This window comes from Bacillus sp. NPDC077027 (genome assembly GCF_050269555.1).
In the GTDB taxonomy this organism is placed as follows: Bacteria; Bacillota; Bacilli; order Bacillales; family Bacillaceae; genus Bacillus.
In genome coordinates this window covers 609,042-631,529 of sequence record NZ_JBNNIO010000001.1, presented here as the reverse complement: position 1 = coordinate 631,529, position 22,488 = coordinate 609,042, and the positions used below count along the sequence as shown (strand labels likewise).

General features: G+C 40.2%; 24 protein-coding genes. 3 read left to right on the top strand and 21 right to left on the bottom strand.

The window, feature by feature from the left end; translation table 11 throughout:
- Positions 1-5: 5 nt before the first annotated feature.
- The 4 genes from ACQKEZ_RS03445 to mce are packed head-to-tail and all read right to left on the bottom strand — an operon-like array spanning position 6 to position 3,504.
- Positions 6-470, bottom strand: coding sequence for a chemotaxis protein CheW (locus ACQKEZ_RS03445; protein WP_427298818.1), 465 nt, complete (start codon positions 468-470; stop codon positions 6-8).
- 14 nt (positions 471-484) lie between these two features.
- Positions 485-1,606 (bottom strand): M20/M25/M40 family metallo-hydrolase, encoded by a 1,122-nt coding sequence (locus tag ACQKEZ_RS03440; RefSeq protein ID WP_427298816.1) that lies wholly within the window; start codon positions 1,604-1,606, stop codon positions 485-487.
- A gap of 16 nt (positions 1,607-1,622) precedes the next feature.
- A complete protein-coding gene (locus ACQKEZ_RS03435; protein WP_427298814.1) occupies positions 1,623-3,095 on the bottom strand; it encodes an acyl-CoA carboxylase subunit beta in 1,473 nt (490 codons plus the stop codon).
- A complete protein-coding gene (gene mce / locus ACQKEZ_RS03430) occupies positions 3,073-3,504 on the bottom strand; it encodes a methylmalonyl-CoA epimerase (protein WP_427298812.1) in 432 nt (143 codons plus the stop codon). Before mce ends, ACQKEZ_RS03435 begins: the two co-directional genes overlap by 23 nt.
- A 108-nt stretch (positions 3,505-3,612) precedes the next feature.
- On the opposite strand from mce, the gene prli42 reads away from it, so the two are divergent.
- Positions 3,613-3,705, top strand: a complete 93-nt coding sequence (prli42, locus tag ACQKEZ_RS03425) for a stressosome-associated protein Prli42 (protein WP_427298810.1) — start codon at positions 3,613-3,615, stop codon at positions 3,703-3,705.
- Positions 3,706-3,719: 14 nt separating this feature from the next.
- Here prli42 and ACQKEZ_RS03420 read toward each other — a convergent pair whose 3' ends face one another.
- From ACQKEZ_RS03420 to ACQKEZ_RS03395, 6 genes are all read right to left on the bottom strand, one after another.
- Positions 3,720-4,235, bottom strand: coding sequence for a L,D-transpeptidase (locus ACQKEZ_RS03420; protein WP_427298808.1), 516 nt, complete (start codon positions 4,233-4,235; stop codon positions 3,720-3,722).
- 52 nt (positions 4,236-4,287) lie between these two features.
- Positions 4,288-5,241, bottom strand: a complete 954-nt coding sequence (locus ACQKEZ_RS03415; RefSeq protein ID WP_427298807.1) for an aromatic acid exporter family protein — start codon at positions 5,239-5,241, stop codon at positions 4,288-4,290.
- A gap of 120 nt (positions 5,242-5,361) precedes the next feature.
- Positions 5,362-6,084, bottom strand: a complete 723-nt coding sequence (locus ACQKEZ_RS03410) for an amino acid ABC transporter ATP-binding protein (RefSeq protein WP_427298805.1) — start codon at positions 6,082-6,084, stop codon at positions 5,362-5,364.
- Positions 6,077-6,730 (bottom strand): amino acid ABC transporter permease, encoded by a 654-nt coding sequence (locus ACQKEZ_RS03405; RefSeq protein ID WP_427298803.1) that lies wholly within the window; start codon positions 6,728-6,730, stop codon positions 6,077-6,079. The genes ACQKEZ_RS03410 and ACQKEZ_RS03405 overlap by 8 nt, the downstream gene beginning before the upstream one ends.
- Positions 6,731-6,861: 131 nt before the next feature.
- Positions 6,862-7,629 carry a transporter substrate-binding domain-containing protein gene (locus ACQKEZ_RS03400; protein ID WP_427298801.1) on the bottom strand — a complete coding sequence of 256 codons (768 nt, stop codon included), beginning with the start codon at positions 7,627-7,629 and terminating at the stop codon, positions 6,862-6,864.
- A 191-nt stretch (positions 7,630-7,820) separates the two neighbouring features.
- Positions 7,821-8,258, bottom strand: a complete 438-nt coding sequence (locus ACQKEZ_RS03395) for a BrxA/BrxB family bacilliredoxin (protein WP_427298799.1) — start codon at positions 8,256-8,258, stop codon at positions 7,821-7,823.
- A gap of 182 nt (positions 8,259-8,440) precedes the next feature.
- Here ACQKEZ_RS03395 and ACQKEZ_RS03390 point away from each other — a divergent pair, with 182 nt between their 5' ends.
- Positions 8,441-9,334: a YegS/Rv2252/BmrU family lipid kinase gene (locus ACQKEZ_RS03390; protein WP_427298797.1), complete on the top strand. Its 894-nt coding sequence runs from the start codon at positions 8,441-8,443 to the stop codon at positions 9,332-9,334.
- Positions 9,335-9,485: 151 nt separating this feature from the next.
- Here ACQKEZ_RS03390 and ACQKEZ_RS03385 read toward each other — a convergent pair whose 3' ends face one another.
- The 9 genes from ACQKEZ_RS03385 to ACQKEZ_RS03345 all read right to left on the bottom strand — a co-directional run bounded on the left by ACQKEZ_RS03385 (position 9,486) and on the right by ACQKEZ_RS03345 (position 19,926).
- Positions 9,486-9,779 (bottom strand): YesK family protein, encoded by a 294-nt coding sequence (locus ACQKEZ_RS03385; RefSeq protein ID WP_427298795.1) that lies wholly within the window; start codon positions 9,777-9,779, stop codon positions 9,486-9,488.
- 66 nt (positions 9,780-9,845) lie between these two features.
- Complete coding sequence (locus tag ACQKEZ_RS03380; RefSeq protein ID WP_427298793.1) at positions 9,846-11,117, bottom strand: dihydrolipoamide acetyltransferase family protein; 1,272 nt, start codon at positions 11,115-11,117, stop codon at positions 9,846-9,848.
- An 18-nt stretch (positions 11,118-11,135) separates the two neighbouring features.
- Positions 11,136-12,119: an alpha-ketoacid dehydrogenase subunit beta gene (locus ACQKEZ_RS03375; protein ID WP_427298791.1), complete on the bottom strand. Its 984-nt coding sequence runs from the start codon at positions 12,117-12,119 to the stop codon at positions 11,136-11,138.
- A 13-nt stretch (positions 12,120-12,132) separates the two neighbouring features.
- Positions 12,133-13,125 (bottom strand): thiamine pyrophosphate-dependent dehydrogenase E1 component subunit alpha, encoded by a 993-nt coding sequence (locus ACQKEZ_RS03370; RefSeq protein ID WP_427298789.1) that lies wholly within the window; start codon positions 13,123-13,125, stop codon positions 12,133-12,135.
- 20 nt (positions 13,126-13,145) lie between these two features.
- Positions 13,146-14,570 carry a dihydrolipoyl dehydrogenase gene (gene lpdA / locus ACQKEZ_RS03365; RefSeq protein ID WP_427298787.1) on the bottom strand — a complete coding sequence of 475 codons (1,425 nt, stop codon included), beginning with the start codon at positions 14,568-14,570 and terminating at the stop codon, positions 13,146-13,148.
- Positions 14,560-15,681, bottom strand: coding sequence for a butyrate kinase (gene buk, locus ACQKEZ_RS03360; protein WP_427298785.1), 1,122 nt, complete (start codon positions 15,679-15,681; stop codon positions 14,560-14,562). Before buk ends, lpdA begins: the two co-directional genes overlap by 11 nt.
- A gap of 33 nt (positions 15,682-15,714) precedes the next feature.
- Positions 15,715-16,809 (bottom strand): branched-chain amino acid dehydrogenase, encoded by a 1,095-nt coding sequence (gene bcd, locus ACQKEZ_RS03355; RefSeq protein ID WP_427298783.1) that lies wholly within the window; start codon positions 16,807-16,809, stop codon positions 15,715-15,717.
- 25 nt (positions 16,810-16,834) lie between these two features.
- The gene (gene yqiS / locus ACQKEZ_RS03350; protein ID WP_427298781.1) at positions 16,835-17,728 is read right to left on the bottom strand and encodes a phosphate butyryltransferase; all 894 of its coding nucleotides are present in this window, start codon (positions 17,726-17,728) and stop codon (positions 16,835-16,837) included.
- Positions 17,729-17,853: 125 nt separating this feature from the next.
- Entirely contained in the window at positions 17,854-19,926 is a 2,073-nt protein-coding gene (locus ACQKEZ_RS03345; RefSeq protein WP_427298779.1) for a sigma 54-interacting transcriptional regulator, read from the bottom strand.
- Between the two features lie 149 nt (positions 19,927-20,075).
- Between ACQKEZ_RS03345 and ACQKEZ_RS03340 the strand changes: the two genes are divergently transcribed.
- Positions 20,076-20,336 (top strand): DUF2627 domain-containing protein, encoded by a 261-nt coding sequence (locus ACQKEZ_RS03340; RefSeq protein ID WP_427298777.1) that lies wholly within the window; start codon positions 20,076-20,078, stop codon positions 20,334-20,336.
- A gap of 14 nt (positions 20,337-20,350) precedes the next feature.
- Here the strand turns inward: ACQKEZ_RS03340 and ACQKEZ_RS03335 are convergent, their stop codons facing one another.
- Both ACQKEZ_RS03335 and ACQKEZ_RS03330 read right to left on the bottom strand, forming a co-directional pair.
- Positions 20,351-21,088, bottom strand: coding sequence for a glycerophosphodiester phosphodiesterase (locus ACQKEZ_RS03335; RefSeq protein ID WP_427298775.1), 738 nt, complete (start codon positions 21,086-21,088; stop codon positions 20,351-20,353).
- A 231-nt stretch (positions 21,089-21,319) separates the two neighbouring features.
- Complete coding sequence (locus ACQKEZ_RS03330) at positions 21,320-22,420, bottom strand: Rap family tetratricopeptide repeat protein (protein ID WP_427298773.1); 1,101 nt, start codon at positions 22,418-22,420, stop codon at positions 21,320-21,322.
- Positions 22,421-22,488: the final 68 nt, after the last annotated feature.

Sequence of the window (22,488 nt, the reverse complement as noted above, 5' to 3'; positions counted from 1 at the left end):
TTCCTCTATGCCATTTCTTCTTTAATTAAACCCGGCAGTTTATCTAGATCATCGATTTTCCCGAGAAATTTAACAGGATCGACTTGTAAAATCATCTTATTCTCTCTTTCAACAACACCAAAGAAATATTCCGATGCTTTTGTATTCATATGGAATGGTTTGATGTCATCTTGATGAATATCAATGATATCCTTTGCATCTGAGACAAGGCAACCAATTAAGTGCTCGTTTTGTTCAAATAAAAGAATCTTTGACTGCTCATTTACTTCTAATGGCTGACCGTAAAGCATTATCCCTGTATCACTGATTGGAATAACATCACCTCTTAGAGACATCAGCCCTTTGATTTCTTTTGGAAGGTTAGAAACCTCTTGTAAATAAGGTACTTTTTCAATAGAACGAATATGATCTACACTGATTCCGAATTCCTCTTTTCCTACTTGGAAGATAATGATCTTTTGTGTGCTCACTGTTTCTCCTGCCTTTACGATGGATTTGTCGTTTCTTCAATGATGGCGAGAACCATTTCAGCTGTTTTGACTAATTCTTCAATCGGCATTTTTTCATTTTTGGTATGAATGTCTTCATATCCGACAGCCAGGTTTACAGTTGGAACGCCGTTACCTGCGATGACATTCGCATCGCTTCCGCCTCCGCTTGTTTGCAATTCGGGTGGGCGCCCAATTTTAGCTGCTGCCTTTTTCGCAATTTCAACAACTTGATCGCCATGAGAAAATTTGAAGCCTGGATACATGATGTCAATTTGTACATCGGCACTTCCGCTCATTTCTTTAGCCGCTTGTTCAAATGCTTCTTTCATTTTCGTTACTTGTGCCTTCATTTTTTCAGGCTCTAACGAACGTGCTTCCGCTAAAATATCCACTTGATCGCAAACGATATTTGTTTGTGTTCCGCCTTCAAAACGTCCGATATTTGCGGTTGTTTCCTCATCAATACGTCCAAGCGGCATTTTTGCGATGGCTTTTGATGCAATAGTAATAGCAGAGACACCTTTTTCTGGGGCTACTCCTGCATGGGCTGTTTTCCCATAAATCGTTGCTTTGACTTTCGCCTGAGTCGGTGCAGCGACGATAATTGTGCCTACCTTACCGTCTGAATCGAGCGCGTAGCCATATTTAGCAGTCATCAGCTTAGGGTCAAGTGCCTTCGCACCTACAAGTCCAGACTCCTCTCCTGCTGTGATGACAAATTCAATTTGACCATGTCGGATATTTTTTTCCTTTAGCACCTTGATGGCTTCAAACATAGCTGCAAGACCTGTTTTATCATCTGCACCAAGAATGGTCGTGCCATCGGTTTTTACATAACCGTTCTCTATAACAGGTTTGACCCCATTTCCAGGTACAACAGTATCCATATGAGACGTGAAGTAAATGGTGTCTGCTTCTGTATTTCCTTCAAGCGTACATATGAGGTTTCCTGCGCCATGACCAGTTATTTGTTTAGAATCGTCCTCTACTACGTGTAAGCCTAAAGCAGTGAATTTCTCTTTCAACACCTTTGAAATCTTTTCTTCGTGCTTTGTTTCAGAATCGATTTGAACAAGCTCCAAAAATTCTTCTAATAAACGTTTTTCATTGACCATGTTTATGATCCTCCTCTTATAGCGGCATGTTGCCATGCTTTTTCAACGGTCTATCTTCCTGTTTGTTGCAAAGCAGTTGAAATGATTGGATCAACCGCCTCCTTGTTTCAGCTGGTGAAATGATGTCATCAATGATTCCTTTTTTTGCGGCTTTTAAAACACTCGGTTCATCATCCAACTCAGTGCTCCCATGTTTCACGATTGAGTCTGCAAACCTTTTCCCCATGACAGCGATTTCAGCAGTAGGCCACGCATACACAAAATCTGCACCAAGTCCCTTGCTGTTCATCGCAACATACGCGCCGCCAAATGCTTTTCTTAAAATGACAGTCACTTTTGGTATTGTGGCTTCGGCATATGCATATAACAGCTTGGCACCGTGACGAATAATTCCGGCATGCTCTTCCTTTTCACCAGGTAAAAAACCTGGCACATCCACTAGTGTTAAAAGAGGGATACAAAAGGCATCGCAAAAACGGATAAATCTTGCGGCTTTGTCCGATGCATCAAGATCAAGGCTACCTGCAAGCACCTTCGGCTGATTTGCGACAATCCCAATTGGACAGCCTTGTAATCTCGCAAATCCAATGACAATATTTTTTGAAAAACAGGGCTGCATTTCAAAGAATGAATCAGGGTCCATTATGACAGAAATAATGTGTTTCACATCATAAGGTCTTGCCTGATCTTTTGGCAAAAAAACGGCAGGATCCTCGGCTGTATCTTGCTTCATTTTTGTCGCAAAAGAGACAGGACTTTGTTTGTTTGGTATGTAAGTTAAAAGCGTTCGTACTGCCTGTAACACGTCCGCCTCATTTTTTCCTGTATAATGCACATTGCCACTTGAGCTATGCTGGACAGTGGCTCCGCCAAGTTGCTCTGGGCAGACCAGTTCTCCAGTTGCTTTTTCTATGACTTTAGGACCGGTTAAAAACATATGTGCCGTCTGCTCTGTCATGAACACAAAATCCGTCAATGCTGGAGAGTAAACCGCTCCGCCAGCACAAGAGCCGAGAATGACTGATATTTGCGGAATCACACCAGAGTAAAGAACGTTTCGTTTAAAAATCTGACCGTATCCTTCTAATGATACCACACCCTCTTGAATCCTCGCACCACCTGAGTCTTTTAGACCGATGACTGGTAGTTGGTTTTTTGCTGAAAGGTCCATTAAATGGACAATTTTTTTAGCATGCATTTCTCCTAGTGAACCACCATATACGGTAGCATCCTGTGAATAGATACAAACAGGCTGTCCATGTATACATCCTGTTCCTATAATCACACCATCTCCCGCTTTATTTGAAGAACCTCCTTCTGCAAATGACTGGATTTCCATAAAGCTTTGCTCATCTAAGAGTAGTTCAATCCGTTTTCGAGCGGACAACTTCCCCTTTGCTTCTTGTCGCTTTAAACGTTTTTCTCCACCGCCTTGTATGGCCTTTTCCCGCCACTTTTTTAATGACTCAATCGAGTCTTCCATGTACATTTCTCCTTTCTTCAACCGGTTCACACAATTCAATTAAAACGCCTGATGTTTCATGTGGAGAGATAAACGCAATTTGCTTTCCTTCCGCTCCAGCTTCTGGGGTCTGCTGTAAAAGTTGTACACCTTTTTGCCCTAATTGTAAGAGCTGCTCGTTGAGGTTGATCGTTTTTAGTGCAATGTGATGTAAGCCTTCTCCTCTTTTTTCAAGAAAGGTTTGAATCTTACTTTGGTCAGATAGCGGTTCAAGCAGTTCAATTTTGACCTGTCCTATTCTTGCAAAAGAAGTTTTCACCTCCTGATTTGGAACCTCTTGAACAGAAGAAAAGGACCAGCCTAAAAGGCGCTCTAACTGTCTGACTGTCGCTTGAATGGATGTTACAGCAATTGCAATATGATCAATTTCATTCACGATATGAGCTCACTTCCTTTTTTGATCACTTGTCCATTCATAAAAAACCAGATAAAATAAATGAAAGTACGCATTGGCGTGTTAATCAATGATTTATAGGGGTGCGATATGTCTCAGAAATTCATGAAATTTATGGTTATTTTTATGATTAGCTTGCTTTTAATTTCATCACTTTTAGCAGGTGCTGCAACGTTTTTATAAGTCAAGCAAGCCTGCTATTGTGAGGTGATCGCTTGCTTGTCTTTCGCAAGCTTCGCAAATGAATCGTTTGACTTTGTGATCCACACTTTTGTACCTACGGGAATCTGATCAAATAGATGCTCTACATCTTGATTGTGCAATCGAACGCAGCCGGCTGTGACGTATTTCCCAATTGATGTTTCTTCATTTGTTCCATGAATCCCGTAGGTTCTTCCATCTGTTCCTCTTGCATCAAATCCAATCCATCTTCGTCCAAGCGGGTTATTCTTTGCCCCGCCTTCAATATTTTTTCTCCTGTAATAAGGGTCCTTCGCTTTAACAATGATTGAGAATTCTCCCTCGGGTGTGAGGTCGGTTGTTTTGCCAGTTGAGACAGGATAGACTGCTTGAATTGAGCCGTGATGAATGTATGCCAGCTCATTTGTTTGCTTATTAATGATGATATATGGATCTCCAGGAAGCGGGTTTTGACCAAGTGGCCAAATCGGTGAAAGAGACATTGATAAGATCATGACAATAAAAAAACGCATAAGCTCCTCCTTTTTCATTAGATTGACCAATGAAGGAGTAACTCATGCGTCACTATTCTTTGATTCCTTTAAAATAGCTTTTAATGACTAAATATTGCTCCATCTCACCGAGGAAATGAAAAAGTGCAGCCCTTGCTTCAAATTCTTCGCGCGTCTCAGGAAGGGGGAGTGCATCAAATTCTATTTTCATGTCAATGAGTCTTCGTAAAAACTTATGGGCCGTATTGCCAGGATGAATATGCTTACGTAAATCTCTTACGTATTCTGCAATGATTTGCCCATGCTCTGTTGTGATAGAGATAGACGTAATTTTAGGTAGCACTCGCTCGATAATCTCAAATTGCTTTTGTCTCATATTAAAATAATGATAATACACATTTTCATGACGTAACACGTGATTTTCAACATCGCGATATGCAAGTGCCTTCGCTTCAGCGATCAACTTGTGTGTCTCTGGTATTTCTCTTCCCGTCCAGTCTTGTTTGCCAGTGATTAAATATTGCTCAATTTCTTCAAAGATTTTTGCGAAATTTGCTTCAATTTGTTCACTGTACCGTTTTAGTTTTTTATCGACGCTAGGCATGTACAAGTTCATAACAAGTGCAACACCGACGCCAATTGTAATTAACAAAAGCTCATTCCAAATCAAATCAAGTGTCATCCCATTTGACATATATAAATGCAAAATGATAACAGAACTTGTGACAATACCCTCTTTGATTTTAAGAAAAACGGTCGTTGGAATAAAAACAAGCAACATCAAGCCTATGACAAATGGATGATAACCAATGAAATCGAAGAATAGGTAAGAAAATAAAATGGCAAGGCTGCATGCTGCAAAACGTGCACTTGATGCTTGAAGTGAGCGTTTTTTGGTGACTTGGATACAAAGGATAGTAATAATGCCGGCAGCTGAATAGTTCTCCAAGCTAAGCAGCTGAGCAATATAAATGGCGATAGTGGTACCAAGTGCTGTTTTCAGCGTTCGATAGCCGATTTTAAACATGTTGTTTTTCACTCATTTCCATTTCGTTTCCACCACTTTTTGTGAAGTGATGAACTTTTTTTAACATACCCATTATAATCAAAAAAAGAAGAAGATGTTAAGTCTTCTTCCCTTTTTTCTTTATAATATTTTTTGTAGAAAATCTTGTGCACGCTTCGATGATGGCGATTCAAAAAATTGCTTCGGTACCGCATCTTCCACAATTTTCCCATCATCCATAAAGATGACACGGTCTGCTACTTCTTTTGCAAAGCCCATCTCATGCGTGACGATCATGAGGGTCATTCCTGATTGTGCAAGTTCTTTCATAACTTCTAATACCTCTTTGACCATTTCTGGATCAAGGGCAGAGGTTGGCTCGTCAAAGAGCATAATCTCTGGATTCATCGCTAGTGCACGTGCAATCGCAACCCGTTGCTTTTGTCCACCAGACAAACGATTTGGGTAATCATTTCTCTTCTCTAATAGGCCAACCTTTTTTAAAAGTGCCTCCGCCTGCTGAATACTTTCTTCTTTTGATTGCTTCTTTACGTTCATCGGAGCATAAATAATGTTTTCCAAAACGGTTTTATGTGGAAATAAATGAAAATGCTGAAATACCATTCCGATATTTTCACGTACCTTCAATGCATTTGTTTTTGGGTTTGTGATTTCGGTATCTTTGATTGAAACGATACCAGATGAAGGCTTTTCCAATAAATTAATGCAGCGTAGGAACGTCGATTTCCCAGAGCCAGAAGGTCCAATAACAGCTACGACTTCGCCCTCTTCGATTGTTGTATCAATTCCTTTTAGCACTTCATTTTTTCCAAACGATTTGGTCAGTTTCTCAATTTTAATCATTTGATTTTAACTTCCTTTCCACCGATTTGCCAACAAATGTTAAGACGAGGACGATGACGTAGTAAATGAGACCAGCAAAGATGAGCGGTTCCAAATAACTATAGGTCGTTGCCCCTACTTGATAGCTTCGTCTCATGACATCTCCTAAACCAATGACTGTTACAATGGCAGATTCTTTCGTTAATGTAATTGTTTCATTGACTAGCGCTGGAGAAATGTTTTTGAATGCTTGAGGAAGCAATAAGTCCTTCATCATTTTACTATAAGGAACGCCAAGAGCGATTGCCGCCTCTTTCTGTCCTTTATCAATCGCATTAATTCCTGCTCGAATAATTTCAGATACATATGCAGCTGAGTTTAATGAGAATGCAGCAACTGCTGCCCAGTATTGATCAATCTGAAAACCTAATAATTGAGGTAATCCAAAATAAATAATTAACAATTGAAGGACAAGTGGTGTTCCTCTAAAAATAGATGTATAAAAATCCGCAATCCAAATGAGCGGCTTAAAGACACTGATTTTACATAGTGTTAAAAGTACGCCGAGAAGAAAACCGATCAGAAGAGACACTACCACAATAGAGAGTGTTACCTTTAATCCTTCCAGTATAAACGGCATTTGGGGAATGACATTTGTGAAGTTCATTTTTAAATCTCCTTTTTGCAATCGTTAGAGATGCAAGTTTTAATAAAAAGGAAAAAAGTTCAACACAAGTTGAACTTTTCAGCGTTTTTCTTACATGAATTTATCAAACGACGCTGACCTCTTGTAAAGACTTATTTGTCTTCACTAGGGAACCATTTTTCGAGCAATTGATCAAGCTCACCGTTCTTTTTCATTTCTTGTAAAGACTTATTAAATTTCGCTGTTAAGTCACTATTTTTTTTGAATGCGATTGCTGAGCCTTTGTCAGAGTTCTTTAGATCAAAAGCTTGCAGATTTTTCTCTGCTTTTAAGTAACCAGCAGCTACTTTGTCTTCAATAATCGCTGCGTCAAAACGACCAGCTTTGATCTCTTGCACAAGGTCAGAGATTTTATTACGGTCTTCGACTGTTAGGTTGTACTTATCTTTCAGTTCGTTTGCATCATCAAGCTGGATAGAACCTAGCTGCGCACCAACTGTTTTGTTTTTGAGGTCTGTTTCCGATTGAATGCCACTATCTTTCGTTGAAACAACCATGTTGATTGCATTGTAGTAAACATCAGAAAAGTCTACTTGTTTTTTTCGTTTTTCAGTTGGTGTCATCCCTGCAAGAACAATATCTGCTTTGTTTGTTTTAAGCGCTGTGACTAGACTAGAGAAATCCATATCTTGCACTTCTACTTTATACCCATTCTTTTTCGCAAGTGCTTTTGCGAGATCAACATCAAAGCCGACAATTTTATCTCCTTCTTTTGACTCAAATGGCGGATAGTCTGCTGATGTTGCCATGATAAGTGTTTTGTCATCTCCTGATGCATTTGAATTATTTGAAGAAGTTCCGCAAGCCGCTAAGGCAGCCGCTAGACTAGCTGTCATAAGCAGTAATAACCACTTTTTCATAAGTTAAAAGCCTCCTAAAATCAATATCATGTTGTTCTGTTTGAATATTTATTCACTATAGTGTATTTTAAACACTTTCTATTTGTTATGCAATAGTATTTTGCTAAAATTGCTAGATCCCATTTTATGGAACAAAAGAAGCCCGACCTAAAGGCCAGACTTCTTATCGCCATATGATCACAAAGACGTGTTTAAATCTCTTCACAATGCTCATCGAAAGCAGTTTGAAGTTTTGAGACTACTTCCATTGGTTCATGCCCTTCAATTTCATGGCGCTCAACCATTTTAATGATCTTTCCATCTTTTAATAGAGCGAATGATGGAGATGATGGCGGATAGCCTTCAAAATATTCTCGTGCTCTTGCTGTCGCTTCTTTATCTTGACCAGCAAAGACCGTTAACAAATGTTCTGGACGCTTATCATAATGAACAGAATAGCCAGCAGCTGGTCTTGCGATACCACCTGCACAACCACATACAGAGTTGATCATGACAAGAGCTGTTCCTTTTTTTGATAATGCCTCATCTACTTCTTCAGCTGTTGTGAGTTCTGAATAACCCGCTTGTCGAATTTCTTCACGAGCCTGTTTCACAATATCATTCATAAATAAATTAAAATCAATATTCAAATGGGATCACTCCTTCTAAGTACACTTAACAATTTTAACTCCATCATATCAAGGAAACTCTCTTCCGGCAAATGGGTTGCCTCCAGAACAATCATTTTCTTTATACACTTTTCTTTCCATCGTTTATGTCCTGTTAAAAAGGGGAACAGTGAGATATAAAAAGATGTAAGGGGGATACGATCATGGCAGAATTCTCGAAAGCAATGTTCATCTATAATGGCAATGCAGGACAAAAAAATATTGAAAAAACTCTTGTTCAGACAGTGCCTCTCCTCTCACAACATATTGATGAACTCATTTTAAAACCGACGAAACAACCTGAAGATGCTTATCATTTTTGCAAATCAATGGATGAAAGCATTGAGCTGTTAATTATTTTAGGTGGAGATGGAACTGTTCATGAATGTATAAACGGCGTTGGCGGTTTAACGAAAAGACCGGCTATTGCGATCTTACCAGGGGGGACATGTAACGACTTTTCAAGAACACTTGGCATCCCTCAGCAAATACAAAAAGCGGCTCAAACGATAGTAGACGGTGCTGAAAAGAAAGTTGACCTTATACAAGCTGGGGATCGATATATTTTAAACTTCTGGGGAATTGGGCTAATTGCTGAAACCTCTAATAATATTAACGATAAAGAAAAAGCGGTATTAGGAAAAATCAGTTACTTCACGAGTGCCTTACGAACGATCCAGCAAACAGAGCCTTTTTTCGTCCGTATTGAAACAGAGGAAGAAAATTGGGAAGAAGAAGCCGTCATTGTCCTTGTTCTAAATGGCCAATTTATCGGAACAAACAAACTTGATCTGCCGAATGTGGCGATTGATGATGGAAAAGCTGAAATTCTCATTTGCAGAAATACAAGCTTCTCCGCTTTAAAAGAGATTTTCTCAATGAACCGAGAAGAATTAGAAGATTTCAAAGGCGATCTATCTCTTATACAAGCATCCAATATCAAAATAGTGACAAAGGAGAAGATGGATGTGGATACAGATGGTGAAGTGTATATGGAGGCACCAGCCCATCTCAACATACTGAAACAACATTTAACATTTATTGTCCCAGCAGAATAATAAAATTCTTTTGGAGGCAGCGGCTACGGCATGAATTCGGTAGTATACTGGAGGCATGCCTTTATTCATTGTCTCCACCTTGCTTGTTTCGTCAAAAACAAGCACCTCCAACTTATTAGACCGTGTCTTAAAGTGGAGGTGCTTCTCAATATTATTTTGATTCAGGCTTTTTTTTGATATAGCGTCTGTATACATATTCAAGTGCATAACCAAACAATGAGCCAACAAGCAATGATAGCCCTAGAAAACTGTTGGCAACGCCTTTAAAGCCTCCTAATATGAGCAGGCAATACAAGATTTGAATGACAGCGACAATGATGAGTAACCATAAAAGCTTTTCTGGATGCTTGTTCCCTTTCGAAATAAAACGAAGAAAGGCAAAAGCAATCGCCGTTATAAACATGAGACCGATTGCAATAAAGACAAAAAAATCAAGTCCGGACATCCTGCCTCTCCCTCCTTTATAGATGTAGCAGGAAATCCCCCTCTACTCGGAAGGGGATTTCATTCATTAATAGACAGATGTACGCTCGTCAATTTCTTCAAGAATTTGCTTAATTCTTTGAAGGAATCTGCCACAAATGACGCCATCTAACACTCTATGATCAAGTGATAAGCACAGGTTCACCATATCTCGAACAGCGATCATGCCGTCTATGACAACAGGACGCTGAACAATGGATTCCACCTGTAAAATGGCTGCTTGTGGGTGGTTGATGATTCCCATAGACTGAATAGAGCCGAAAGAGCCTGTATTGTTCACTGTGAACGTACCGCCCTCCATATCACTCTGTTTCAGCTGACCGGAGCGAACTTTACCTGCAAGCTCATGAATTTCTTTCGCAATACCTTTAATCGTTTTTTCATCAGCATTTTTAATGACAGGTACAAAGAGTGCATCATCAGTTGCTACGGCAATTGATAAGTTAATCGCTTGTTTTTGAATAATTTTATCGCCTGCCCACATGCTGTTCATTTGTGGGAATTCCTTTAATGCCTGTGCTACAGCTTTGACAAAGAAAGCAAAGAACGTGAGGTTAAAGCCCTCTTTCGCCTTAAACTGATCTTTTAGCTGCTTTCTTCTTGTCACAAGATTTGTCACATCAACCTCCATCATCGTCCATGCATGCGGAATTTCATGCTTACTTTTCAGCATATTCGTTGCGATGGCTTGGCGGATTGGTGTGATAGGCACCTCCACATCTCCTGGCAAAGAAGCGTGAATTGAAGCTGATGCTGGCACTGTACTCGGTGTTTGTGTGTGTGCTTTTGTGTTCGTCTCAGCCTTTGGCTCTGGTTGCTTTTGAACAGCTCCACCATTTTCAATGATGCTCACCATGTCTTTTCGTGTAATTCTACCGCCTGCACCAGTTCCTTCTACAAGAGAAAGATCGATTCCATGTTCATCCGCTAAACGAAGCACGGCTGGTGAGTAACGTTTCTTTTGGCTTTGATCTGTTTCTTTGTCAGCTACTACTTGCTCCTCTTTCTTCTCTGGAACTGTCGGAGTTGTTTTGCTTTTCGTATCAGTTTGTGAGGTGCCTTCTACCTCAATTTCACAAAATACTTCTCCTACTTGAAGTGTGTCACCCTCATTTGCAGTGAGATTGGTGATTGTGCCAGTGAATGAGGATGGCACTTCAGCATTGACTTTATCTGTCATGACTTCTGCAATAGGATCGTATTTATTTACTTTATCACCAGGTGAGACGAGCCATTTACTAATTGTTCCCTCTGTTACACTTTCGCCTAACTGAGGCATTTTCATTTGTTCAATTGCCACTTTACACCCTCCTCTTTCTTAAAACGCGGCAAGCTTTCTCATTTCCGCTTCTACCTTATCAGGATTCATCATGAAATATTTTTCCATTGCTGGTGCATAAGGCATCGCTGGAATTTCAGGTCCAGCTAAACGTTTAATTGGTGCATCTAGATCAAATAAGCAATGCTCTGAGATGATTGCGGCTACTTCACTCATAATACTTCCTTCTTTTGTATCCTCTGTTACTAGAAGCACCTTACCTGTTTTTGATGCAGCTTCAATGATCGCTTCCTGATCGAGAGGATAAACTGTTCTCAAATCTAATATGTGTGCTGAAATCCCATCCTTTGCAAGTCGATCCGCGGCTTGAAGTGCAAAATGCACACATAAACCGTAAGTGATAACGGTGATGTCATCTCCTTCACGCTTGACATCAGCTTTACCAATTGGAAGGACATAATCTTCCACTGGCACTTCACCTTTAATCAATCTGTACGCACGTTTGTGTTCAAAGAACAATACAGGATCAGGATCACGTACAGCCGCCTTTAATAAGCCCTTCACATCATAAGGTGTGGATGGCATGACGATTTTCAAACCAGGCTGATTGGCAAAAATCGCTTCAACCGACTGGGAATGATAAAGCGCACCATGGACACCGCCTCCATATGGCGCACGAATGACAATTGGACAGGTCCAATCGTTATTTGAACGGTATCTAATTTTGGCTGCCTCAGAAACAATCTGGTTAATAGCTGGCATAATGAAGTCGGCAAATTGCATTTCAGCAATTGGACGCATGCCGTACATCGCAGCACCAATGCCGACACCAGCGATCGCTGATTCAGCAAGCGGTGCATCCATCACACGCGCCTCGCCAAATTGCTCATAAAGTCCGGCTGTCGCTTTAAACACTCCGCCTTTTTTCCCGACATCCTCTCCGAGCACAAACACTTTCGAATCTCGTTCCATTTCTTCTTTCATTGCCAAAGTAATGGCATCTATATATGACATAACAGGCACTTTTTATTCCCCCTTACTCCGCATACACATAACGAAGCGCGCTTTCAGCATCTGCATATGCCGCATTTTCCGCTTCATCAGTGGCTTCATTTACTGTGTGCATGACTTCTTTTAAGATGGCTTCTTGCATTTCATCTGTCATGACATCCGCTTCCTTAAGATACGTTTCATATTTGACAAGCGGATCTTTTTTCTTTGCTTCCAGCACTTCTTCTTTTTCTCTGTAGCTAGAGTCATCATCATCACTTGAATGAGCTGTAAAACGATAGGAAATTGCTTCAATGAGCGTTGGTCCTTCGCCTTTGGTTGCTCTTTCTCTTGCTTCTTTAACTGCTTGATACACTTCAAGCAGGTCATTTCCGTCAACTGTCACGCCAGGCATTCCGTAACCAATCGCTCGATCTGAAATGCGCTCACAAGCCACTTGTTTGTCATAAGGAACAGAGATAGCATATTTGTTATTTTCACACATAAATATAACTGGCAATTTGTGAACTGCCGCAAAGTTTGCCCCTTCATGGAAATCTCCTTGGTTTGATGATCCTTCTCCAAATGTCACAAAGCTCACGAAATTCTTTTGATCAAGTCTGCCAGCAAGAGCAATTCCCACCGCATGAGGAACCTGTGTGGTAACAGGAGATGACCCCGTCACAATGCGATTTGATTTTTGCCCAAAGTGCCCAGGCATTTGTCTTCCACCAGAGCTTGGATCGTCCTCTTTTGCAAAGCCAGACATCATTAAATCTTTTGCTGTCATTCCAAATGCAAGGACAACACCCATGTCACGGTAATAAGGCAATACATAATCATTTTCTCGGTCTAATGCAAAGGCGGCACCGACCTGTTGCGCCTCCTGACCTTGACAAGAAATGACAAAGGGGATTTTACCAGAACGGTTGAGAAGCCACATCCGTTCATCAATTTTCCTTGCAAGAAGCATCGTTTTATACATTTCAATTGCTTGTTCATCTGATAATCCTAATTCCTGATGACGCTTTTTACTCATCACAGTTCCCTCCTTGAACATTAAAAATGGATTGCCTTTCCGTCAACGGCAAGTGCTGCTTCTCCAATTGCCTCAGACAAGGTTGGATGTGGATGAATGGTTTGCCCCACTTCCCACGGCGTCGCATCAAGCACCTTGGCTAATCCAGCTTCAGATATCATATCTGTCACATGTGGACCAATCATATGAATACCTAAAATATCATCTGTTTGTTGATCTGCGATGATTTTCACAAAACCATCTGACTCTCCAAACACGAGCGCTTTTCCAATTGCCGCAAAAGGAAATTTGCCTATTTTTACTTCATGTCCTTGTTCTTTAGCTACTGTTTCCGTTAGTCCTACACTAGCAGTTTCAGGATGTGAGTACACACATTTTGATACAAGTGTCTCATCCAGTGGCTTTGGCTGTTTTCCAGCGATATGCTCAACAGCAATAATGCCTTCATGTGATGCCACATGCGCAAGTTGAAGCCCACCGATGACATCACCAATTGCATAAATATGTGATTCTTTCGTTTGGTAATATTCATTCACAAAAATGCCGTTTTGATCTGTTTGAATATCTGTATTCTCAAGTCCAATTCCCTCAATGTTCGGCTTGCGTCCAACCGATAGCAATAGCTTTTCTGCTTCAAAGGTTTGTAATTCAGATTCCTTTTCAGCTTGAATCGACACATGTTCGTTGTGCTTTTGAACTGTTTCAGGAAGCACTTTCGCATTTGTGACAATCGTAATTCCCTTTTTCGAAAGAAGCTTTTCCATTTCTTTAGAAATGTCTTCATCCTCTGTCGGTAAAATACGATTTGAATATTCAAGAACTGTCACCTTTACACCAAAGTCGTTCATCATTGATGCCCATTCAATACCGATAACTCCTCCACCCACAATCAACATTGAAGTTGGAAGGACTTCAAGCTCAAGTGCATCGTCAGACGTTAAAATGTGTGTACCATCTGCTTCAAGTCCAGGTAAGACGCGTGGTCTAGAACCGGTTGCAATCAACACTTGATTAGGGATGAGCATTTCATTTTCTTCACCATTTGCCATTTCAACAGATATTGTTCCAGGCATCGGTGAAAAGATAGATGGACCTAAAATCCGTCCAATACCTTCATACACATCAATTTCCCCTTGTTTCATTAAGTGCTTAACGCCACCTGCAAGCTTGTCGACAATTTGTTGTTTTCGCTTTTGCACGTTTGCAAATTTCAATGTCGTTTCACTTGTTTCTACTCCAAAATCGGTAGCATGTTTGACCGTTTGATACACTTCTGCACTTCTTAAAAGAGCTTTTGAGGGAATACAGCCTTTATGAAGACAGGTACCACCTAATTTTGCTTTTTCTACAACGGCTGTTTTCAGTCCAAGTTGAGAGGCACGGATGGCAGCTACATAGCCGCCTGTGCCTCCACCAAGAATGACGAGGTCATATTCAGTTGCCATGACTTGTCACTCCTTTCTTCTTACTTTCATCATTTGGATAATCTTTCGGTAATTCTTCTTCTTTTAAAATGCGGAGCGCACCATCTGCTAATGATTGCAGCTCATTTTCACCTGGATAGACGACAACATCAGAAATCCAATCAATATAGCTTCTGATACTTGACGTGATTTTTTTGCTATATGCCAACCCACCTGTTAAAACAATGACATCAACAGATCCTTTTAGAATTGCACTTGCAGCTCCTATCTCTTTCGCAATTTGATAGCACATGGCTTCATAGATGAGTGCTGCCCTGCCATCACCATCTTCAATCATCTTTTCGACCTTCACTGCATCTGTAGTGCCTAAATAGCCTGCAAGTCCACCTTCTCCAATAATACGTTTTAGCATTTCACCCTGTGTGAATTCTCCTGAAAAGCAAAGGTTCACAAGATCACCGGTTGGGATCGTACCTGCACGCTCTGGACTAAATGGCCCTTCTCCGTGAAGCCCATTATTGACATCAATCACTTTCCCTTTTTCATGGACACCAATTGTAATGCCGCCTCCCATATGGGTAATGATCATGTTTAGTTCTTCATAACGCTTGCCCAAGGAGGATGCTGTTCTTCTTGCTACTGCCTTTTGATTAAGTGCGTGGAAAATGCTTTTTCGTTCAATAGTCGGTAGACCTGAAATTCTTGCGATAGGCTTTAGCTCATCGACAACAACAGGATCAACGATAAACGCGGGGATGTTCAGCCCAAGAGCAATTTCTCTTGCAATGATTCCCCCTAAATTGGAAGCATGCTGCCCAGCGTAACCATTTTTCAAATCCTCAACCATTTGCTCGTTAACCTCATACGTCCCACCTTCAATCGGTCTTAGAAGACCGCCTCGCGCGCAGACGGCATCAAACTTTGAGATGTTCATCCCTTGTTCATGAAGCGTTTCAAGGATTTTCTCCTTACGAAAGGGGAATTGGTCGATAATATGTTCAAAACGTTTGAGTTCTTCATCAGTATGCCTAAGCGTTGTTTCAAAAATGGAACGTTCGCTATGAAACACACCAATCTTCGTTGATGTAGAGCCTGGATTTATTGTAAGAATACGCCATTCTTTTGTTTGCAAAAACAAAACCTCCGTTTCAACTCATTCATCCAATTAGCGGCGACTTAAAATGTGGTGACCGTTTTGTAAGAATTGACTTCTAGACTGACGCATTCTTTCAATACGTTCTTCAGCTAAACGGTCTGCTGCTTTATACGTTGGAATGGCGTCACGTTTAGAGATTTCAATCACGCGTTCAATATTGCTATAAATCCCTTCAACCTTTTTCATCGCACGATCAGCATTATATCCATAAAGCTCATCTGCAACATTAATGACACCACCAGCATTGATGACGTAATCTGGTGCATAGACAATGCCCATTTCATGAATCAAATCACCATGATGTGTTTCTCTCAGCTGGTTATTTGCTGCCCCTGCAATCACTTTTGCTTTTAATTTTGGGATGGTTATGTCATTAATGGTTGCCCCAAGTGCACATGGCGCATAAATATCACAATCTTGTTCATAAATATCATCAGGATCTACTGCTTTCGCACCAAAATCTTCAACCGCACGCTGAACAGATTGTTTATTGATATCTGTCACAATCAGCTGTGCGCCTTCTTCATGAAGATGTTTACATAGGTTGTATGCTACATTTCCAACGCCTTGAACAGCAATTGTTTTACCTTCAAGAGAATCGGTACCAAATGCAGCCTTTGCCGCTGCCTTCATGCCTTTATATACACCGTAAGCAGTCACTGGTGAAGGATTACCTGAAGAACCGAAGGCAGGTGAAATACCTGTTACAAAATCAGTTTCCTCATGAATTAAATCCATATCTTCAACCGTTGTACCAACATCTTCTGCAGTAATATAACGACCATTTAGCCCTTGGATATAACGACCAAATGCACGGAACATCTCTTCATTTTTATCTTTTCGAGGGTCACCAATGATCACCGTTTTTCCGCCCCCAAGATTCAGACCAGCTGCTGCGTTTTTATAGGTCATCCCTCTTGCTAATCGAAGTGCATCTTCAATCGCCGCTTCCTCATTTTCATATGTCCACATTCTTGTACCACCTAGTGCTGGCCCAAGCGTTGTATCGTGAATGGCAATGATCGCCTTTAGTCCTGACTGTTTATCTTGGCAAAAAACAAGCTGTTCATAATCGTATCTTTCCATATATTTAAAAAGTTCCATTGTTTACATCCTCCTATAAGTAAGCTTAATTTGACGTGCAGATGGCAAGAGCAATTGAGTAAAGCTTGCTTTCTGCTGAGTCTGATCTACTTGTTAAAGCAATTGGCGCTTTCGCTCCAGCGATAATTGCACCGACCTTTGCTTGAGCAAAGTAAATCAGGGATTTGTATAAAATGTTGCCTGCCTCAATTGTAGGAACAAGCAAAATATCCGCTTCTCCTGCCACATCGCCTGTTACATTTTTATGAGTGGCGGCAGTATGGGAAATCGCATTATCTAACGCAAGTGGTCCGTCTACGAGACAACCTGAAATTTGACCTCTTCTGTTCATTTGGGTAAGGCTAGCTGCCGTTATGCTTGAATCCATCGCTGGATTTACGATTTCTACCGCAGATAAAACAGCTACTTTCGGAAGCGGATTTCCAACTGCATGTGCTACATGAACAGCATTGGTTGTGATTTCTTTTAACATGTTTAAATCAGGTGAGATGTTCATTGCTGAATCTGTAACATAAATAAATCGATCAAACCGAGGCACTTCAAAGACTGCAACATGTGACAGTACGTTTGCTGTGCGGAGACCATATTCTTTATTTAATACCGCTTTTAAGAGAATCGCTGTTGTCACATGCCCTTTCATCAAAATATCAGCATGCTTTTCACTGACTGCCTGAACTGCAATTTTGGCAGATTCCTCTGGTGAATCTGAATGAATAATGTCTATCCAGCTTTCATTTATTTCATGCTGTTTGACCATTTCCTGCAAGTTTCGTTTATTGCCTACAAGCAAAAAACGAGCGACTTTTCGTTCAATTGCCATTTTGATGGCATGAAGCACTTCTTCATCTTCTGCATGAGCCACAGCCGCTGTTTTATTTTGAAGCTGTGAGGCTTTGATAATTAGATCGTCAAGCTTCATACATGCCCACCTTTCTTTTGCTCGATTCCTCTTTTCTTATGCAATTTCTGTGCCAACATTGAAAATCAGAATACAAAGGACTTCCAGCTCTATAATCATGCAATTTCTTGCAGGTTGCACGCATGTTATTGCATGCTATCTTTTGCAAGATGATATTTATCCATTTTATAGTAAAGGTTACGGATGCTAATCCCTAACGTTTTTGCCGTTTTGGTACGGTTGAATTGATGGGTTTCAAGTGTTCGTTTAATTAATTGCGCTTCAAAGGCTTCAACGGCATTAGACAACGTTTCTCCTTCGTATTGATTAGTCGAAAGTGTATCTTTTTCTCCTTCTTGATGTTTCTCCACATCCATAAAGGAAATATGCGCGTCATCTATCCATTCTTCCTGAGGATTCAAAAAGATCATAGCTCGTCCTAATACATTCTCAAGCTCTCTGACATTGCCAGGCCACTGATACGAACGCAATCTTAGCAGTGCTTTTTCAGTTAAACCTTTTACATTCCGTCCATAATCTTGATTGATTTTTTGAATGAGCCGTTTACTTAAAGAGTCAATGTCCTCAAGGCGGTGTCTTAGCGGAGGGATTGAAATCGGATAGCGATTCATCCGGTAATATAAATCCTCTCTGAACTTCCCTTCCGACATTGCCTTTTCTATATTAACGTTCGTTGCTGTGATCACGCGTACGTCTACTTGTATCGCCTTTGTCCCGCCAACTCTCACAATTTCTTTCTCCTGCATCACGCGTAGTAATTTTGCCTGTGTGCTAGGTGTCATTTCGCCGATCTCATCAAGAAAAATACTGCCATGATTCGCTTCCTCAAAAAGACCCTTTTTGCCACCGCGCTTTGCACCTGAGAACGCCCCTTCCTCATATCCAAACAGTTCTGATTCTAGGAGAGATTCAGAAAGCGCTGCACAATTCACCCTTACAAAACGGTTGTATTTCCGATCACTTTCATTATGAATTGCATGCGCAAACAGTTCCTTTCCAGTCCCTGATTCACCACGAAGTAAAATTGTTGCGGGCGTTTTCGCACCAAGCTTTGCTTGTTCAAGCGCCACAAGCATTTGCTCGCTTTCGCCGATAATATCCTCGAAGGTGTATTTCGCTTCAAGTGTTCGAATGAGCTGTCTCGCTTTGTTTAATTCTTGTGTTAGCGATTGAATCTCAGATACATCATGAATGACTCCGACACTGCCTTTAAGGATGCCATCCACAATGACAGGGGCAACATTGACAACAACATCTTTTTTATTCGGTCCGACCTTCATCCTCGCACCTCTGACCGGCCTTCTTGTTTCAAGTACTTTGAGGTGCATGCTTTCGCCCTCTGATATATCTGCGCCTGCAGGTTTTCCTACGACTTCTTTATCCGTAAGACCCGTCATTTTTGTATAAGCCCGATTAATCAAGATTCCCTTCCCTTTTTCGTCCACGACAGAAATCGCTTCATCAGAAGATTGTATAATGGCTTCTAGCATCGTTCGAACTTCTTTTAAGTTCGTGACTTCCTCCGCAAGCTCAACTGCGTCAGTGATATCCTTAAAAATAGACAATGCACCAAGCAATGTCCCCGCATCATCAATGATCGGTAGTCGCGTTGTGACAATTTGTATCTTTGTATTTAAAAATTGTTTTTGATTAAATTCAGGCTCTCGCGTTTTTAATATGTCAGGAAGCTTTGTATTTGGAATGACCTCTTGAATGCGTCTTCCGATGGCATCTTTTCTCGATCGCCCGACCATTTTTTCTGCTGAGCGATTAAATAACACGATTCGTTCTTCCATGTTAATAAAAATCATTCCGTCATTGGTTGCATTAAATATTCGGTCATGTTTATATGTTTGTTCTTTCAGCATTTGGATGAGCTGTTGTTTTTCTTCCATCAATTGAGAAATGACATACCCCATTGAACTCGGTACAATGACCGTATGTTCTGTTTTTTCTTTCATCATCTTTTTTAAAACGGCTGAATCTCCCGTTGTCTCAATGATGATATCGATGTCATCTTTTATGTATTCTTTCCAATCTGTTGATGTCTCAATTCCGTTATTTTTCGCCACTATCATACCTGGTGCATGAATATCTAGATCGGCGATTGCAACAATCTGAATCATATTCGTTTTCAGCAATGTTTGTAGCAGTGCTGACCCACCCTGCCCTGCACCGACAATCAAGACTCTTTGCATCCCTTTACCCCTTTATATGAAAAATTTTGCACACCATTATTTTCCGTTGCAAAAAATTGCACAACTCCTATATTACCACGTTTTCCTTTCTTGACAAAATATTTTTTGAATTAGACAATGGAAGTAAATGATGTATAAGGGGACTTTTCATGGAAAGATTGCTTGCTTTGTTGATTATCTTAATACCTGGTGCCTTTGCTGCACTTGGCATCAAACTGCTTCGTGATACAGTTTTCGGTGTCATCATTGCACCTTTCCCATTTTTATGGCTGCAAGGAATTGCAGGATTATTCTTTTTATCTGCTGGTCTGTATGTTGTCGCTGGATTTATTTTATATAGGGATCGCAAACGAAACAAAGTCTCAAACCGTTTTAGACAAAAAAAAACTGTCAAAAAAGACCTGCATTAATCTGCAGGTCTCTTTTATTCCATTTCTTTTTTTATGTCAGCAGCACGGTCTGGAAAATCTGTAAAGATCCCGTCCACATTCAAAGATAACATGTCCTTTATTTGTTTTTCACTGTTCACCGTAAATGGTCTGATGACTTGATTGTTTTGGTGCAATGTAGAAACCAGCTCTTTTGTCACGCCTGCTCCTTTGATATAAGGGTGATATCCTTTTGCAGGTACCATGCTAATGTATGTCTCAGGCTTATGAAGAACATCCATCGTTAGAACGCTTAGTTCAATCTCAGGCTTAAGCGTGTGAAAGTAAGCAAGACTTCCATGATGAAATGAAGACACGAGAACTCGCTCTTCAATTTGGAAATCTTCAATTTGTTGAATGACTTTCTCTTCAATGCCTTTATATCGAAGTATAGAATTTTTCAGCTCTATATTGATAATAAGTGAGGTTTTTGCCTTTAAAAGCTCCAACACATCCTCTAATAACGGAATGGCAACAGCTCCTGTTTTCTCATAAAAGGCGTGACTAGCATCCGCTTGCTTTAATTCTTTGTATGTAAAGTCTTTAACAAACCCTTTTAAATTCGTTGTGCGATTGAGTTTTTCATCATGAATGACAGCAAGTTTTCCATCCTTCGTCAGCTGAACATCCAGTTCAACACCATCCGCCCCTGATGTGATTGCTTTTTCAAAAGCAATCATCGTATTTTCCGGGTAAGCTCCTTTAAAGCCTCTATGTGCAAAAATTTTCGTCATATGTCACCTCTTTACGTGATCCTTGCTTCTATTATGACGTGTCTAGACCTTTTTTTCCAGCTTGAAGGCATACAAAAAAACCTCTCCTACCAGACAGAAGAGGTTACATTTGAGCGTATTCTGATCATGTAATCGCTCTAATGGCTTGCTCTGTCGTCTCTGCGTCAAGAGCAAAAAGGGAAGAAACAACTGCGACTGCTGTAACGATTGTTACACCTAACAACAACTTTTTCATAGAATAACCTCCACTTTCTTTTGAAGTATTTGTGCATTGAACTTCTTTTCGAGGAAGCGAATGGCATTTTGGTAATCGTCTCGTTCCTTGAAATATTTCGATATGAGTTCAGACAGATCCTCAAGCTCTACATATAATTTGTTTTTTTCTATGTAGTCTAATTTTTCAGAGAATACATCTGCCGCGTCACTATTGTCGCACATCAGCTCCAAAATTTCAAATTTTACTATATATTCATTATTTTGGATGTTTTTGCTGTAGGAGAGCCCTTTTTCGATCTGCTCTCTCGCTTCACTTAACTGTAGGTGAACCATCGCATTTGCCAATACATATAAAGACTGAATATAATAATGACTATTTTCACGATGTATCTGAATGCCGATGCCTTTTTTAGCATAAGTAATGCATTTTTGATAATCAGGCTTTGCATAATAAAGAACAGATAAATTATGATAGCATTTCCCAATTAACACTTCATTATTTATGCGTTTACTCTTCTCTAAAGCTTCGAGATATTTCGATTCTGCTTCTTCGAATTGGAACAAGTCAATACAATTGCTCGCATGTAAAATGAGGCTGTCAATGGCTTGTGCTGTATATTCCTCATGTGCTTTAAAGGTATCGATTGCTTTTTTAATATGATTAATGGAGATAAAATTCTGTTTTAATTCATAATAGACCGAAGCGACTTTATGATGGAACGTACCTACTTCTAAGTCTTCGTTCACTCGTTTTAAACGTTGTTCTGCAATTTTATAAAAGCTGATGGCTTCATCATATTTTTTAATATATGCCGCATACTGCCCTTTATAAAAGTAAAAATAAAAATTGATAATGTCATCAGCTTTTTCATCCAGCGTTCCGACACTTTTCATCATTTGATTGGCTTTTTCAATATTTCCAAGAAGCATTTCATGCCTACCATCAACTAATCGATAATAGAGCAAAACTTCTCTATCTTCATCTGTATTTTTTAGCAAATTCTGAATTTTATCTTTATACATTGTAGATTTCTCTAAGTCATTCTGTGAAATGACCTTCGTCCACTTGCTAATTTCATTCGCTACCTCAGCAGAGTGGATCTTCAGCTTTCCCATAACCTCACCCTCTTCTTTTCATTATTATAGCATAGTAAAAGAATGTGAAAATTATTAAATTCGACAAT